The organism is Peribacillus sp. FSL E2-0218, from assembly GCF_037992945.1.
Lineage (GTDB): Bacteria > Bacillota > Bacilli > Bacillales > DSM-1321 > Peribacillus > Peribacillus simplex_B.
The window spans coordinates 1,912,549-1,927,733 of record NZ_CP150304.1 but is presented as its reverse complement, the minus strand read 5'-3'; the positions used below and the strand labels follow the sequence as shown (position 1 = coordinate 1,927,733).

Here is a 15,185-nt window from a genome sequence, read left to right as displayed (position 1 = left end):
TTTATTTTCCCTCCAAAGTATTATTTATTGTTTTGATAATAGACATCCTTTGTTCAAGTGATTTATCTTCCTCTTTACTTCTTACCAGTGATGCCTCGGTACCATCGTAAGCCGGAATAGAAACTACCGATATTTCAAACAATTCGACTTCATTCACCGTTCTAACATACGGTTCCGCCGAATAATCCCAAGTCTCTTCAGTTACCCAAAAACCAAATGAACATTGATTGATATCACCTCGGGACATACTCTCAGATAAATCACGAGCGAGTGTCGTATTCGGCAATTCAATTTCAAATTTTAATCCTTGTTCATCCTCTTCGAGTTTCAATGTGCTGCTTTTAGTACGCCCCAGCACGTTATCCCAGTTATGGTTAAATAAAGCTCGAATATCTCCGTTTTCAGAAAGAGAACGGGAGAAAGCTCCTGGAGCAATTATTTCAGTAAACCAATCCCCGATTATTGTCGGTGAATTAAACACAGCTGCATAACCAATTATCACTGATGGAGTATCCTCAGTAGCATCACGAGTTGTAAATTGGGTGATGTCAAATGTCCTCATTGCCTTTTGCTTTGCCATTTCCATCACCTCCCTTCAAGCTATCATCTGTAGCTTTTTTCTCTCCTATTTTCGATAGATCATTAGATATATAGATTGCTTGTGCTTCTGGTGTATCTTGCTTAGGAAAACCAAGCATTTCAGCAACATTATCTGGTGATGTAATTCCAGTACGAACAATGTTATAACCGATGTTTGTTTTAGTGCTGTAGCTTACAAAATCCAGAATGTTAATTTTTAGTTTGATTCTTAATTTGGAATCACAACCAAAAAAAAGAAGACTCAAATGGTCCTCGAAATTCCTCATTATGGGTTTAACTGCTTTGTTGTGTAAATACATCATGGCCTTTTCTAAATCAGACTTTAATAACGACATGTACGTGTCCACGTTTATACCCATGAACTTCCCTAAATCCTTCTTATAGACATTTAGATAGGAAAGGGTCTTTTCGTCCTCTATAGGGCTTTTAAGCGTGTCTATCTTGTACCCCTTTCCTAAAGGAATCATTTTTACAGACCGAGATTCGTCTATTTGTTCCAACTGATCCAATATCGCTTTAATTAATTTCGATTGGGCCCCATTCTGTGGGTTGATATGGGCATCCAATTCCAAAAGGAAGGCTAACAATCCACCCTTCTTATATTTATCTGTAAGGACCTTTTCTGCGCTTAAAACACCTTCTAATGTTTCTCTGCCTAATTGCATTAAGCCGACACCGTTAAGATGGTTGGTACCGATATTTTTTATATGCCGGATCATAAAGCTAGGAATCTCTGAACCACCAATCTTAAAATGCTCTATGAGTCTATCGTCTAACTCCGTATACACATTGGTAGCAAGGTGCATTTGATTACCGTCCAATATTGGAAAGACTTCTCCTTGCAATAAATAAGTATTGGTCATAAGTTTCTTGAATTCGGAACCTGTTAAATAATTATTTGGATTCTCTAGAGTTTTTAATACCTTATGTTTTTTAATTCCCTGGCCGTTCTCGTCTTCCACAACAAACTCGGCCAACATTATTTGATTACTGATATCCTGCATCAATTCGTAAACGTCACTTGACTCTAAAATACTTTCATCATTCACGTAACGACCACCAAAACGAATAGAGCTTGAATATACATCTTCTGCCCTTGTCCAACCCCGCTTCTCTGCTTGCTTATATAAGAAATTTGATACTCTATCCCTTAATCCCAATTTCTATCACCCCCTATCTATAAATTTCACCAATCAGTTCATCCATTCCATTCTCATCTATATCATCCATGACCATCATGGTTTCTTTATGAGCAACTAAAAAAGCGACATATCCATCAATTTTCTTTTTGGATTGTCGCTTAGACGGACCTTTCATTCCATTCATATTCGTGATAACTACTAGATTCAAAGCACAGTAAATGAATAAAGGATTGTCCGTAAACAGTCTCCCTTCATAAATTAATCGCTCTGCATCATCAATCATGGCATTCATGACATTGGGATACTGGTTAACTACAATACATTCCAATCCAAGATTTTCACATTTCTCAATTAGTTTTTGAGACATGGCAGGATCATAATTTAATTGTCGTATGTCATATAAATCCATACATTCTTTTATATAATCCAGTACCTGGTCCTGATCTATCATTTTCCCATCACAGAACTGAACGTAACCTTGCTCAACCATTTCTATGTAAGGTACATTGTCCTCTTTTTCTCTGAATTCAATATCAGCATTAGGGATAAAATACATTTGTTTTACTTTCAAAATAGCTTTTCCTTCCTCATCATAGGTTGGAAAATTTAAATTTACACACGTTAAGTCGGTTGTCTTTGATAAGTCCAATCCAATATAACAAGTTTCCCCAGTTAAATCCCCTAGGTCATCCACAAGGACATGAGCAACCTGATCTTGTTCAAAGAAATTATCTGCTCCATTTACAAAAACATTCAAGTGCTTGGAAAGAAATTCAGCTTTCTTATGAGCAGAACGTGCTGCAGAAATGAATTCCGTTTCTAGGGCACTCATTGTAACGGAAACACCAATGTTTGGATTGACCATTTCCCACACTTTACGGTCTGTCCAATCATACTTCTTATTTGGTTCGTAAATCATGACAAAACTTGCATCATTATCGTCATTTTTCATGACTTCTTTTGCTTCACGATAAACACGCATCCCAACACTGGACGAGCCTTTACCAGCTGTCGAGATATTAAACATAATCGGTTCATCCCGAGAAATCTGAGCCGATTTAAAGTTATCGTATTGCTCCATGTTTTCCTGTTTGTGCAGCTCGTCATTTAATACGAAGTGTGGATTGGAACCTTCTATAGAATCTATATTTTTACTCATAACAATAAAGGTATTTGAGTAAGCTAAATTGTTATGAATGTAATCGTATGTGACACTTGATACTGTTCCTTTTGGGCCTTTATAAATTTGGGAAACATTCAATAGTGCATCATGATTAAGGATGGTGGCAGCAAATGGTTTAGCTGCAAATTGAGCTTGGTTATAATCACTAGCACAACAATAACAATCTGCACCAAGTACTCCCTCGCCATACATTGAATACCCAAGAGCACCAACCGCAAGTAAAGTCTTCCCGTTCTTTTTAGGAATTTGAATGTAAGATTCCCTCGTAACGCGTACCACCCTACCAGCTTCGTTATAATGTACCCATCCATAAATCCACGAGTACGCAAACTTCTCCCAATCTTCCAGAATAAATGGTCGACCAGCAAGACTACCTTTTGTGTGCCGGACAAAAGTTTCTACCCAATCCATCATTTCATTTGCCCGGTCTACGTCAAACCAAATATCTTTACGCTTCTTCCACTTGTACCATCGATCTACCATCAACTTGATAGTAGTAGGAAATTTCTTAGGATATTTTCTTACTTTCTTGGCGAATAGATCCGCATAATTTACTCCTCGTTCAATCACATAAATCCACCACCTCCAAGACAAAATAAAAAATCACACTTTTTAGATGTGACTTAAATCAATTCTTCTTTTAATTCGTTTTCCTTTTCTATATATTTATCTATTAAAATCCAAATATGTTGAACGTTTTTATTAGCTGCTATGGAAAATGAATTATCTTGATTATGAAACTCTCTTTCCAAATTTCCTGCACACTTAAATATATATTCATTACAATTTGACCTTAATTGTTTTGCAAATTCATTTTCTTTATTTAAATTTACCCAAATGAATATTTTATGATTCAATAATGCCATTTTCATTTCTTGCCTTTTTGCAAAGTCTTCAACTTCTTCACATTTCCTTCCTAAATCTAAAACACTAGTAATGTGATGGAATAATTCGTTATGCATTTTCCTTCTTTCTTCTAAAAACACTGTAATTTTACGGTCTTTCTTCTTAATCCCGAAAGATATAAGGCCATTGATAACTAAATAGAGAAACGTTCCTACCGAAACACCTAGAGTAGTATAATCAATCCAAGTCATACACATCTCCTCCTAATCGTTTTAACTAGATTATATCAACGATTAAGCTTTATTTCTCCATTTGTTCCTATGGGCTGTCAATTCATCCTCTACAGGTTCAGGTTTTTTCATTTCTTCACCTTGTCTAACAGATGAACCACCAGTAACAATTTTCCCCGCCTTAGATTTATTAGTTAATCCAAGTAGATTAAGGGCTTTCGTTTTCTTTTCAGACCAAGTTTCAACTTGTTGCGCTAATGGATGTTTTGAATTATTTGTGGCTCCTGCTTTGTTGGTGTGACGTTGAGTTGGAGGGAAGCCTTTTTCCTTCCAATGCAAATGCATGGTTGTATAAATTTCATAGATATCAAGATAGGATTCTAATAATGGATCCAAAGTGAGTGTGTAAATATCAGCATCCCTCATGATCTTTAAAATACGTTTTTTTTCAGCTTTTGTTTTAGCTGCAACTATCTTTTCTCGCTCTTTTTTGGTAGCCAATATTCACACCCCTCTTTATTTTTTTGTAATTTTGTCCAACGATACGTTTGCCTACCATCTCCCCGGTCTTCCTTAAGCAAATAAATTAATTTTTGGTAGGGGGGGCTTTAAAATAACCTGGGTAAACTTTTGGTGTTTCCGCCTTATCCTTATTTTCCTCTTCCATGTGGCATGAAGGACAAAGAAGCATTAAGTTATTTGGATCGAGTTTCAATAATGGATTTTTTTTAATGGTCACAATGTGATGAACTTGCGCTTGCTTACCAAAAACAAACCTTCCGCATTTCTGACAGCAACCACGTTCTCGCTCATATATGAAAGACCTCCTATGTTTCCATTCCTTTGAATTATAGAAAGGTTTATTTTGGTTATGGTAAATGGTTTTCTTATTTTGCTTTCTCTTAATGGATCCCTTAGATCTCTTATGTTCATCACAATAGGCTCCACGATTTATCTTGTTTGTGCAACCGTTAAAGTCACAATATTTCATTCTTCATCATCAGTTGACCAGTTCTCGAAGATGTACTGAGCCATATCATCACGCTTTGTTACATCCTTAGGAATCTTAATCTCCTGTTGTTCTGCAAGTGACCTAAGCTCTTTAATCGTCATTTCATTAAGCTGGTAACTTGTTTCTCCATCATTTACACCATATGGAGTTGTATCCACAAAATCATTGTTAATCACCGTCTTATCTTTACCTTTTGCTAAATCCATTCCATATATCATAGACTTTGGATTCTCTGTCACTTCAAAGCTAGGCTTCTGTCCTTTAGGTACAAATAAAACTTTCTTTTCTTTTGCATCCCAATACTCCGTACCAGCTACTGTTTTTCTTGTTTCAACTATCATGATTTATTTCTCCCTTCTTCTTCTATGCCTCGGTCTTGTACTAAGTCAATGATAGCAACTCCTTACCATTGTGTTCTTGAATTCTTTATTTGAGTCTTTATTTAATAGCGATGATGAGAATTAATAAAAATATTCTTCATTTGAAATCTCCAATGTTTTTGTGTATATTAAAAATAATTGAATATCGGAGGTGGCCACGATGCTAGTAATTCTGAAGCTTAATTTTCAAGAGCTTCTTTTTGTAATCGTTCTGATTCATTTCCTTTTTTAAAAGGAATGAAGGCAATGCTGGAAACAGTATTGTCCTAGAGCGAAACAAGTAAAATTATTAGTAAGTGGCTTTTTCATTGCTCTTTTTCTTTTAATACCCCAATAATATCGTTTACCTTTTTTAGCTCCCCTGCTATAACTCCTTAAGTGACGTCAGTTTTCTAATGAATACACTCATTTTCTTTATTTATTCACGACAGAGGAAGATACAAATAAAATTATATTTAATTACCTTTTCATCCTATTCATCCTCTTCATCACCTTCCTTCTCCAAAATAATAAGCACCCAATGAATGGATGCTTTAATAATTTATTTCATCGATCAAATCCAAATAATGCTCAGTAAGCTGATAGTACAAATCATTAACGACCTCACTAAGCAGGTACAAATATTTTCTCTCACTCTTATACAGCTCAATTTTTAATTCTTTAATAACATCTTTTTGATCCTCATCTAATTTAAGATTAGCCCAATTAATATTTACCACATCTACTCCATCGGCGCTGTATTTTTTAATCAAATCTTCAGTAAACTCGAATAACGAATATTCTACTTTCCACATATTCTCTTGATATAAGTCAGTCATTTTTCTTCTGGACTCAAAAAACATGCGATAAGATTTAGAGTCAACATAAACGATGTCTTGATTTATATCCTCGAATAAAGCTGATGTATATTTTTTATGCTTCTCTGTTTTAGTAATTCCATAGTTTTCATTAATCTCAAAAAATATATTTGCTTTTTCTCCAAAATTCAAAGCTAACATATTATCAAAATCATCTTTTGCAGATTCTAAAGATGATAACAGCTTTTCTATTCTGAAAAGTTTACCTGGATAATCTTCCTTTTTCTTTAGCTCATTATTATCTTTAATAGTTAATTGTACTCCTAAAAGAGTTAAAATACCGGATATTACTCCACTGATAATGGCTCCCCAAAAAGTTCCTAATAAGCTGATCCATGTGTTTACATCCCCTTTTACAGGAAACACATGTAGAAACATTAGTATATTTATTACAATTGGGAAAGCGATCATTAACCCAAATATAATAAAAAATAATTTTTTTCTAGTTTTTCTATCCATACTTAACCTCCCATAGAGAAAAATTATACACTATTTAGAGGTCATTTCCTTCTTTATCAAAAAAAGACAACACCTTTTGAGTGCCGCCACTTTTCTATATCCTCAATGATATAAATTTAACATATAAGAAACCAAATACTTCCGTCCAATGCCAATAATATGTCTTTAATCTGCCATACTTTATGTAATTGTCACTTAGACTTCTAATTTACTTTTTAATTCCTTGGTTATTGAATACTGAATATCTAAATCAATAGTCGTAACTTCATTAATTATAAGATCTTCTCCTTTTGTATAATTAAAAAATGCAAAATTTTTATATTTTCCACCCTTTACTCCAGCATATTGAACTCCTTTATATCCAATATTTCTAGAGCATTCAGCAATGTAATTAGTTAGAGAATAATTTGAATTATAAATACCAATGTAATCTGAGCTTTCTCCTACAAATCCATTGAATTTACTAAATAATTGTTGAATATTGAGTATTTTTAACCCTTTGTTTACTTTCACTTTCGCTATACATAGGTTTTGAAAATTATTAGGATAAATTTCATAAGGAATAAAATTAATATCAGTACAACAGTAAAGCACCGAACTTCCAACTGTATTATATCTCCCGTGAGATGCAACACCTTTTGGCGGCTCCCACATCTCATCTATAGAGAATGGTTTTGATAGTTTGTGTTTTACTCTACCCCTAAATAATGTCCAAGGGGCTACAATCGTCTCGGAGTTAGGGGATTTAAAATGAAACTCTAACATTTCATATATTTTTTTCCCAACACTATGTTTAAATGCCAAAAGCGGAAAGTCCTGTATAAAATTTACGAATTCTTCTAACTCTGTAATTGACAGTCTTATTCCATAATATTTTGCAAAACTGTTGATTTTATTAAAATCTATATTCCTATAGAATGAATCGACTTCCTCCTTTGTATATGCTTTATCATCTGATTTAAGAGAATTGTAATAAGGATTGCCAATAGATATAGAGTCATATCCAGCACCACAATTTTGGCATTTCAAATGTTTTATTATTTTATTTTCTAATTTATAATTACCAATTGGATGATCAAATAAGTTTTTAATTTCTGTTCCAAGATTAAATAAATAATCGTCAATATCTTCTAATCCTTTAGCTGATTCCAATAGTTCAACATATTCACTAAGTAAACTATTCATCTTTTCACCTTCGCATTTACTACAAAATTCAACCTGCTTTGAAATATTCTCTGCGATTAGGCGAATTGATATCTCTTCAAATCGATCACAATAAATATATAGGTCACCTTCTTTTACTGGTTTATTACACTTACAATAAATTTCCTCGTCATATTCAGCTATATCAAATACAGCTTGAATTTTATTATTATCAAGGTTTTCAAGAAGAAAGTTTCTTAGATCTTTATAATTTTTATTTTTAAAACAACTTTTACACTGTAAATTATAGAACATTCGTTATACTTCCTTTTTATCATTATATTCATAATATAGAAGCATTTTTATAAATGCTCATTATTATTATAAACTTCAATCTTAAGAATAAAAGCAAGCTTGTAAAACATTCTCTCCTTTTGTCGATAATACCTTCTTTCTCCGAAAGAAAAAGCACCCAATATAATTTGGATGCTAAAACAAAATTCGACCATAAATTTGTTTATCAACTTCTTTAATAATTACTTCTAGACACTGTAATAAATCATCTGACAGTGTTTTGATTTTTTCATAATGTGAATTAAATGCACATGTTGCTTTCAAACCAGCTACCTCATACATTATTTCTCTAGCCATTTGTTCATCAAATTTATTTGACACTAATTCTTTAACAAATTTTTCATTATTCTCTAACAAGTAACTAGCAACCATATTCCTTCCAGCTGGCCAATTATCCACATTCTTCCGCGTAGTATCTATCTATAACTTTAAATACATTATAAGTAAAATCATCCTTTAATTTGTCATAGTATACTATTAATTCCTCTAACTTATTCAAATCATTTTTCAGTTTTGGATTTACTGATAGGAAACGGGAATCAGTTTTTATAGTTGTCCATTCAGTAAATGAATATGCTTTATCGGCATAAAACGTTTCAACCGTTAAAGTATTAGGATAAGGTTTACTTTTCAAGTAATTATCAAAACCTAATAAATCCTCATATAACGGCACATAGATCTGTACCTTTCTCTCTTTCATTTCCTGTTTTTTTATCTCTCTTACTTTTACTCTTTCGGCGCCAAGGTATGAGAGAAAACCTGAGACTAGTGACCCTACTATTACTCCTACCCAAGCAGAGGTTCCTGGTTTACTAATATCTAGTCTCTGAAAACATTTATAAATTAAAAAGAAAGAAAATGAAGCTATAAGTAAAAATAAAACGCCCTTTAAATATTTTAATGTAACTATTTTAAAAAAATAAGAATGCTTTCTAGCCAATTTCTAGCCCCCTTTCAACCAGTAATTCGACAAAAGGAGATAATTTCCTGCAAAATTAAAAGCACCCTCATCTTGGATGCTGAATAATAACTATATTGTTTTTTTTGTTAAAAGTTCATATTCTTTTATTACATTAAGGTGCTTTCCTGTTTTTATCATTTCAATAATTTCTGTATTATTACTTGCCATGGCTTCTTTTAAATCTTTTGGTAGAGGAATTGCTCCATATTTTATTAAGTAAGCAATCATATATTTATTTTTATTTATTATGGCAATTTCTAATGCTGATTCTCCAGTTCTCGCTATAAAATTCCCACCATACCCCCTTTGTTCTAACTTATTTTTAATAGCTTCAACATTATCGTTTAAAACATAAAGAATAATATCATTATTAAGCAGTTTTTCCTGTTCCATAATATTTTCTATTGTTTTATCTTTACTAATGCGTTTCATTACAGAAAATATTATAATCATAAAAATTATTATTGGCCACTTATACTCTTCCATAAATGATTGAAACTGTAAGTGAAATTCATATGTTGATGACATGCCGATATTCTTCTCCCTTAAATAATTATTTTTTTATAATATCGGCGATTTTAAGGTTTTAGTTAATCTGTTGTAGAAACTCGCTCAATTCATTTGTCAATCTCTCCATTTTGCAAAAATAACAAAAGCATAATGTTTATTATAGACTCAATACTTATTAATCAATTTAGTTCCATAGGGTGCTCTAATGTTTATTGGGACTTTAACTTTAGGACAAGTTTATTTTTTACTGTTTGATTCAACAAATGAAATGAACCACCTGGCACAAACAAATGGAGCGGAAAAGAAATTCCCTCCCCAGCTAAATGACAAATACAATAGGATATTAGCTGTCAAAACCCTATTTTCAGCTTGAGGTAAATCAACCAGATATACAAGTCCACCTAATCCCGCTGTAATAAAAAATAATACTAAATTTGTAGACATCCAATATCTTGTTGAGATTAAAAAGAAGAATATGAAAAAAAATAATGCAAACACTAACATTTCTGTTGGGTAATAATTGATTAGCCAAAAAATATCTATCACTTAATTAATCACTCCATTGTTAACTTTAGATATTATATCGGCTTATCCTCGTTTTTTTCTACAAAAAACTCCTCCCCCCGGATAGGCGCTTAAGATATAATCAACAAAGGACGGAATGCGTAACAATATTCTTTGAGGTAGATAATGTAAAAAAAGCACCTATATTAATGGCTGCTTAGCTCTTAACTTCAATACTGATACTTTGAATGTAATCCATATCATGCGAATATTCTTCTTTAATGTATTCGAATACATCTTCATAAGTATATCGGTCAACTTCTAAAGGGATAATTTTTCCGCTCTTATGGTGTACTTTAATAAAATATGTAGAAGCCTCTACTTTTTCACCATTAGAAGGATCTTTGACTAATGCTTTTCGCATATTAAATTTCTTCTCCCCATTCATCAGTTTCCTTAATTTCTTGTATAGTAACAAGAATACAATTATCTAAAGAAAAACGATGATAAATACTATAAGCTTCATATTCAACTTCTTTATTGCCGAATACAATCTCTTTAATCTCTTCTTTATTTTCAGCAGCCAAGGTCCTATTTAATTTAAGGTTTTCAGATAAAGTATAAGTAACAATATAATTTTTCATTCAATCACTTCCTTTTGATTTAGCATATTAATTCCCTTCTATTAAACCTTTTCGATTTCATAAATAACCGACTCAATGCTTGGAATCATATATGTATGATTTTCATTTCTGTGAATATACTTTGATATATTGTTTTTGATTACATATTTTATTTTATTATTATCTGGCAAAAAATCATAGTCTGCCAAAACTACAATATTACGGTTTTCCTGTAAAAATATTTTTATTTCTCTAGATGTATATACTTCTCCTGTTACTAAATCCTCAGGTATTTCATCTTCATAATATGTCATTTATTCACCACCCTTCGCCCTAATTATCAACGAAAGGAAATAAATGGACAAATACTATCGTTCGTCAAATACTGACATGAAAAAGACGACACTCAATAAGTGCCGCCCCTTTTCTTTATTCTTGATGATATAAATTTACCATGCTTATATTCAAATAACACGATTTATTCCCGTCTTTTTTTCGATTTATTTCCTTCTTTTTTTTGTAATAATTTCGCCTTCTAAAATTATTTTATAATCAAACAAGTAAATCATAGCTTTATATTAATTGCGGGTAAATCCACCGCCTTCTTCAACTGTTAAATCTGTATTCGTATCCCCATCACCATCTACCCATATAGTAGTTCCATCTTCCAAAGTACGATCAAAAGGTCTAACGAATTCTTGTTCACCAGATGGCAAATCTGTTGATAAATCAATAGAATCCAGACCATCTAAGACGTCTAATGCATCCCCCACTGCTCCTATACCTACTACTGTTAATCCAAGCATAGCTCCACTTTTCCATGCTTTCTTAGAATCACCAGTAGCTATACCATTGACCAAATTTGCACCATGTCGAATTGGTGCAGTAATAATAGAAAAAGTTGTTTCAATTATTTTTCCAACTACATCAAACTTAACATTTCTTTCGTTTCTTCTAATATTTTCTTCACACTCAACAATATTTAAAGCCAATTCATTCTGTATTAATTTACATTGTTCTACTATTTTACTTAAATAGATTATTCTCTGAATGAAGATATCTTTAAATAGCTCCTCAAACCCATAATATCTAGAGTCACGCCGAAGTATTAATTTGGTATATGCGGCATTTCTTTCTTGAACTTGATAATACTCCTTCACTTTAATAAGAACCGATTTTTTCTTAAGTAAATCCTTTATATTTTCTAAAGCTTCCTTTTTAAGATAAATTTTATTACTTTTATAGTATTCTAGTCTTTTATCTACAATTTTCGAATCAATAATAACCTCAGGTTCCTTCATAAACTGACTACTTTGAATATTAATGTAATCAAATTCTTTTGTATAAGATCTATCCATTTTAATTAGTATCTTACGTAATTTATATAATTTATATCTACTCAAATCTTCTCTTTGGTAATATCTAAAGATTAACCTTTTGTAGTTTATTCTTTTCCTTTTAACTGCATTTTTTTTTAGTTCAGTTATTTTCATAAATAATAATAATATTAGTAAGCAAATTGCAGCTATCCCTGCTAATGAAAAAAATATTTTACTCAACGGTGTATAATCACTACTATACATAATAGCCCTCCAATGGTTACATTTTCCTAAGATATATAATTATACACCAACAACACGTCACTTTATAGTCATTTATAACTAATTAATTGCAATTTTTTCAAATAATACATTAACTATTTCTTAGTGATAGCAAGATTTAAGTTCAATGCTATTTTATAAAAAGCTTTCCATCTAATCTTTGAATATTTCTTTTCAGAAATGGGTGGCTGAAATTTAAAGCAATACACATTATAGTCAGACAAGTACTCTGCATCCTCTGACATATATCTTTCCTCAATAAGAAAACGTTCCATATTAGGCAGTCTTCGAACAGCCCATTCAACACGCTTACAATAATCTCTGCGATATTTCTGCTGATCTGCATTATAGATGGCAATGGAACCTGTTTGATCGCTAGTCATATTAGTTGGACCATGAAATCTTTCCTCCGAACTGGCAGTAACTGAAGCCTCGCGTTCCTCGAAGATTAAGTACTTATATAATCGATATTTCTCTAATTCAGCCTCCACAGCCGTTTGAGTGGCTTTTCGATCCAATTCAGGTAATTCAAAACTCATGATATTCCTCCATTTTCTAAAGAGGTTCCCCAGGCAGGAGCCCAGGGCCAAACAAATTATTCTAAAGAATCGTCATTACTTAGGGTAACCTGGGCAAACGAATCATCGTCGCTACCAGGGACACCCTGATTTTCACTCTCTTCGTCCTGGGCCACATCATCCAAAGTCATCTGATTTGGAGAAACAATCGCCGTACCATCTTGACCAATTTGATATTCGATACCTTCGTGTTCTTCCTCCTCATAGAAATCGTCTACAGACATTTGGGACGGTTCCATAAACAACGTGACGCTTTTACCAGCGTGTGGATACAGCTTAATTACCTTGTCATCTGAATCGCCTTTAATATTAAATTTAAGGGTGGTTTTCTTAGAGTCCTTCTGTACAGATACAAATTCCGCATTGAATGTTCCAGCTGTACTCTCCTCCACATTTAAAATAACAATAGATCCAGCTGAACCGATAAGCTCCTGAGTATTTGGCAGCTCATTACCTTGCACATGAAACTCCAGAACTTCCTTTTTATCATCCTTTTGCATTTTCTTGAATAATACGTTCAATTTCGTGTTTGACATAGTAACGGCACCCTTTATATTCAGATTAGATTTGAATTTTTGTTTTCCTTTAACTACAAAGCGTTTCTAGCCTTAGAAAATCTTTCAGTAGCAGCTTGTTGTCTTGATTCTTCATTTATTTTTGGTCGTCCACAATTCTTCTAAGCTTGGCTAGTTCTTTCATACCTCTGTTCCTAAATTCCTTTTTTTTCATAATTAATTACCCTCCTTATGCAAAATTAATTTAAATTAAAACGTTGTTTTAAATTTTTTAATCTTTATTGTACTAATCTCTTTTTCTCCTAATAAACTTATAAAATAACTTTTTAGGAGGGATGTAATGTTTAATCGATCCTCAAGTAAAAAACAGTATTTAGAAAAACCAATCATTTGTACAACAAATGGTGCAACCTACCAAAAGTTCCAACTGTATAAGGAATCGGAAAAACGAAATATTATGATCATTAAAGATTATGGCGATGACCGCGGCGTTACAGATAAAAGTGTAGCTTTATTTGAAGCCGTTAAAGATCAATTCGACCGTTTTACAGAAGCTAAAATTGATAAAGAAATCAGTAAAAACAATAATCTGATTTATAGTGCCCTTATACTTAAAGACAAAAATGGAAATGAACTTCATCTATCAGGGTGTAGTAGTGGTTACTCTGGGACAGGACCACATGGCACTGAAGAAGTTTTAAATAAAGCTGGCTTCGATATAGATAGTAGGTTTATATTTTGTGCAAAAGAATTCCATCTAGATCACCCAATTGAAGAAAAAAAATATTATGGTGAGCGTTTATAAGTTACTGAATCCAGGTTTTATCCTGGGTTCATTTTTATTTCCTGTTGTATTTATAATGATAAAGCTCCTTCATCGCCAAACGAGCTGCCTTGAAATGTGCCATCTTTTATTTGAATTGATTTTTTAACGGTCTCTTTCTGACTTCTCACCTTATTGCCCGTTTGGATATAGGAACTTTAAATCTCATCCAGCAAAGGTTTTAACCGTCTTGTTGAACGGTCTTTTGGCCATCTAGAATTCTCCTGAGCTCGGCTAGTTCTTTCATGAGTTGGCTCCTTCCCTGGTTTATTCGTATTGCGACATTCTTTATTTACTTGTCTGTAAGTCAATGTCTGGAATGATTTCTTCCGGTCTAAATAACACTTTATAGTGGTATGCATCTTCGTACTTCGCATCTGTTTGTTCTACAAAGTAGCTTACGTTATCACTCAATCCAAGGTAATGCTTCTTGTATTGACCTTCTCCAACTTTGCAAGTGACAGTTAGCTTCTTACCACTTTCAGTATTAAGTGCATATAGCCTTTCAACAGTAAGAAGATATTTGTCTGTTATACCATTGAAAAATACTACTCTTATCTGTACTTCAAAAGAATCTGCTGTCTTTGAAAGATTCTCAGAAACCGTATCTGCTTCTGTCGTACAACCTACCAAAGATACAATGATGTAACGCCTAAAACAAACAACGCAATTTTCTTTTTCATCTTCATCAACCTTTCGATTTTTGTTGCATCACCGTTTATTCGTAATGTGAAGTTAAACATTAATACTCCTTAAGAATAGTAAAAATATAAATTAATGTGGTATCCTATTAATTAGCAAAATTATACAAATAAGGAGTGTGTAAAGGTAAATGAACGACGACCAATGCCCTAAATGTAATCC

20 protein-coding genes are annotated in these 15,185 nt (G+C 32.7%); 2 read left to right on the top strand and 18 right to left on the bottom strand.

From position 1 onward, the window contains the following. Nucleotide 1: 1 nt before the first annotated feature. The 12 genes from MHI53_RS09315 to MHI53_RS09260 form a co-directional block, all read right to left on the bottom strand. Nucleotides 2-580 (bottom strand): HK97 family phage prohead protease, encoded by a 579-nt coding sequence (locus MHI53_RS09315; protein ID WP_340373291.1) that lies wholly within the window; start codon nt 578-580, stop codon nt 2-4. After that, complete coding sequence (locus MHI53_RS09310) at nt 549-1,760, bottom strand: phage portal protein (RefSeq protein WP_340373290.1); 1,212 nt, start codon at nt 1,758-1,760, stop codon at nt 549-551. The genes MHI53_RS09315 and MHI53_RS09310 overlap by 32 nt, the downstream gene beginning before the upstream one ends. A 13-nt stretch (nt 1,761-1,773) precedes the next feature. Further along, nucleotides 1,774-3,495, bottom strand: a complete 1,722-nt coding sequence (locus tag MHI53_RS09305) for a terminase TerL endonuclease subunit (RefSeq protein ID WP_340373289.1) — start codon at nt 3,493-3,495, stop codon at nt 1,774-1,776. A gap of 53 nt (nt 3,496-3,548) precedes the next feature. Continuing rightward, nucleotides 3,549-4,022, bottom strand: coding sequence for a hypothetical protein (locus MHI53_RS09300; protein WP_340373288.1), 474 nt, complete (start codon nt 4,020-4,022; stop codon nt 3,549-3,551). A 42-nt stretch (nt 4,023-4,064) separates the two neighbouring features. Further along, nucleotides 4,065-4,502 carry a P27 family phage terminase small subunit gene (locus tag MHI53_RS09295; protein WP_340373287.1) on the bottom strand — a complete coding sequence of 146 codons (438 nt, stop codon included), beginning with the start codon at nt 4,500-4,502 and terminating at the stop codon, nt 4,065-4,067. An 85-nt stretch (nt 4,503-4,587) separates the two neighbouring features. Continuing rightward, nucleotides 4,588-4,992 carry an HNH endonuclease signature motif containing protein gene (locus MHI53_RS09290; protein ID WP_340373286.1) on the bottom strand — a complete coding sequence of 135 codons (405 nt, stop codon included), beginning with the start codon at nt 4,990-4,992 and terminating at the stop codon, nt 4,588-4,590. Further along, on the bottom strand, nt 4,989-5,354 hold the full coding sequence (locus tag MHI53_RS09285) for a hypothetical protein (protein WP_340373285.1): 366 nt from the start codon (nt 5,352-5,354) through the stop codon (nt 4,989-4,991). Before MHI53_RS09285 ends, MHI53_RS09290 begins: the two co-directional genes overlap by 4 nt. 572 nt (nt 5,355-5,926) lie before the next feature. Continuing rightward, nucleotides 5,927-6,709, bottom strand: coding sequence for a hypothetical protein (locus MHI53_RS09280; protein WP_340373284.1), 783 nt, complete (start codon nt 6,707-6,709; stop codon nt 5,927-5,929). Nucleotides 6,710-6,904: 195 nt separating this feature from the next. Beyond that, on the bottom strand, nt 6,905-8,167 hold the full coding sequence (locus MHI53_RS09275; protein WP_340373283.1) for a hypothetical protein: 1,263 nt from the start codon (nt 8,165-8,167) through the stop codon (nt 6,905-6,907). A gap of 174 nt (nt 8,168-8,341) precedes the next feature. Continuing rightward, nucleotides 8,342-8,605 (bottom strand): hypothetical protein, encoded by a 264-nt coding sequence (locus MHI53_RS09270; protein ID WP_340373282.1) that lies wholly within the window; start codon nt 8,603-8,605, stop codon nt 8,342-8,344. After that, nucleotides 8,598-9,146: a hypothetical protein gene (locus MHI53_RS09265; RefSeq protein ID WP_340373281.1), complete on the bottom strand. Its 549-nt coding sequence runs from the start codon at nt 9,144-9,146 to the stop codon at nt 8,598-8,600. The genes MHI53_RS09270 and MHI53_RS09265 overlap by 8 nt, the downstream gene beginning before the upstream one ends. A gap of 90 nt (nt 9,147-9,236) precedes the next feature. Next, a complete protein-coding gene (locus tag MHI53_RS09260) occupies nt 9,237-9,695 on the bottom strand; it encodes a hypothetical protein (RefSeq protein ID WP_340373280.1) in 459 nt (152 codons plus the stop codon). A 187-nt stretch (nt 9,696-9,882) separates the two neighbouring features. Here MHI53_RS09260 and MHI53_RS09255 point away from each other — a divergent pair, with 187 nt between their 5' ends. Then, a complete protein-coding gene (locus MHI53_RS09255; protein WP_340373279.1) occupies nt 9,883-10,050 on the top strand; it encodes a hypothetical protein in 168 nt (55 codons plus the stop codon). A 348-nt stretch (nt 10,051-10,398) separates the two neighbouring features. Here the strand turns inward: MHI53_RS09255 and MHI53_RS09250 are convergent, their stop codons facing one another. The 6 genes from MHI53_RS09250 to MHI53_RS09225 all read right to left on the bottom strand — a co-directional run bounded on the left by MHI53_RS09250 (nt 10,399) and on the right by MHI53_RS09225 (nt 13,519). After that, nucleotides 10,399-10,605 carry a hypothetical protein gene (locus MHI53_RS09250; protein ID WP_340373278.1) on the bottom strand — a complete coding sequence of 69 codons (207 nt, stop codon included), beginning with the start codon at nt 10,603-10,605 and terminating at the stop codon, nt 10,399-10,401. A 1-nt stretch (nt 10,606) separates the two neighbouring features. Then, on the bottom strand, nt 10,607-10,825 hold the full coding sequence (locus MHI53_RS09245) for a hypothetical protein (RefSeq protein WP_340373277.1): 219 nt from the start codon (nt 10,823-10,825) through the stop codon (nt 10,607-10,609). A gap of 41 nt (nt 10,826-10,866) precedes the next feature. Further along, nucleotides 10,867-11,118, bottom strand: coding sequence for a hypothetical protein (locus MHI53_RS09240; protein ID WP_340373276.1), 252 nt, complete (start codon nt 11,116-11,118; stop codon nt 10,867-10,869). Between the two features lie 264 nt (nt 11,119-11,382). Beyond that, on the bottom strand, nt 11,383-12,387 hold the full coding sequence (locus MHI53_RS09235) for a hypothetical protein (RefSeq protein ID WP_340373275.1): 1,005 nt from the start codon (nt 12,385-12,387) through the stop codon (nt 11,383-11,385). A 113-nt stretch (nt 12,388-12,500) separates the two neighbouring features. After that, nucleotides 12,501-12,944 carry an ArpU family phage packaging/lysis transcriptional regulator gene (locus MHI53_RS09230; protein ID WP_340373274.1) on the bottom strand — a complete coding sequence of 148 codons (444 nt, stop codon included), beginning with the start codon at nt 12,942-12,944 and terminating at the stop codon, nt 12,501-12,503. Between the two features lie 56 nt (nt 12,945-13,000). Then, on the bottom strand, nt 13,001-13,519 hold the full coding sequence (locus MHI53_RS09225) for a hypothetical protein (RefSeq protein WP_340373273.1): 519 nt from the start codon (nt 13,517-13,519) through the stop codon (nt 13,001-13,003). A 319-nt stretch (nt 13,520-13,838) separates the two neighbouring features. Here MHI53_RS09225 and MHI53_RS09220 point away from each other — a divergent pair, with 319 nt between their 5' ends. Further along, nucleotides 13,839-14,303, top strand: coding sequence for a hypothetical protein (locus tag MHI53_RS09220; protein WP_340373272.1), 465 nt, complete (start codon nt 13,839-13,841; stop codon nt 14,301-14,303). The last annotated feature ends 882 nt before the right edge of the window (nt 14,304-15,185 follow it).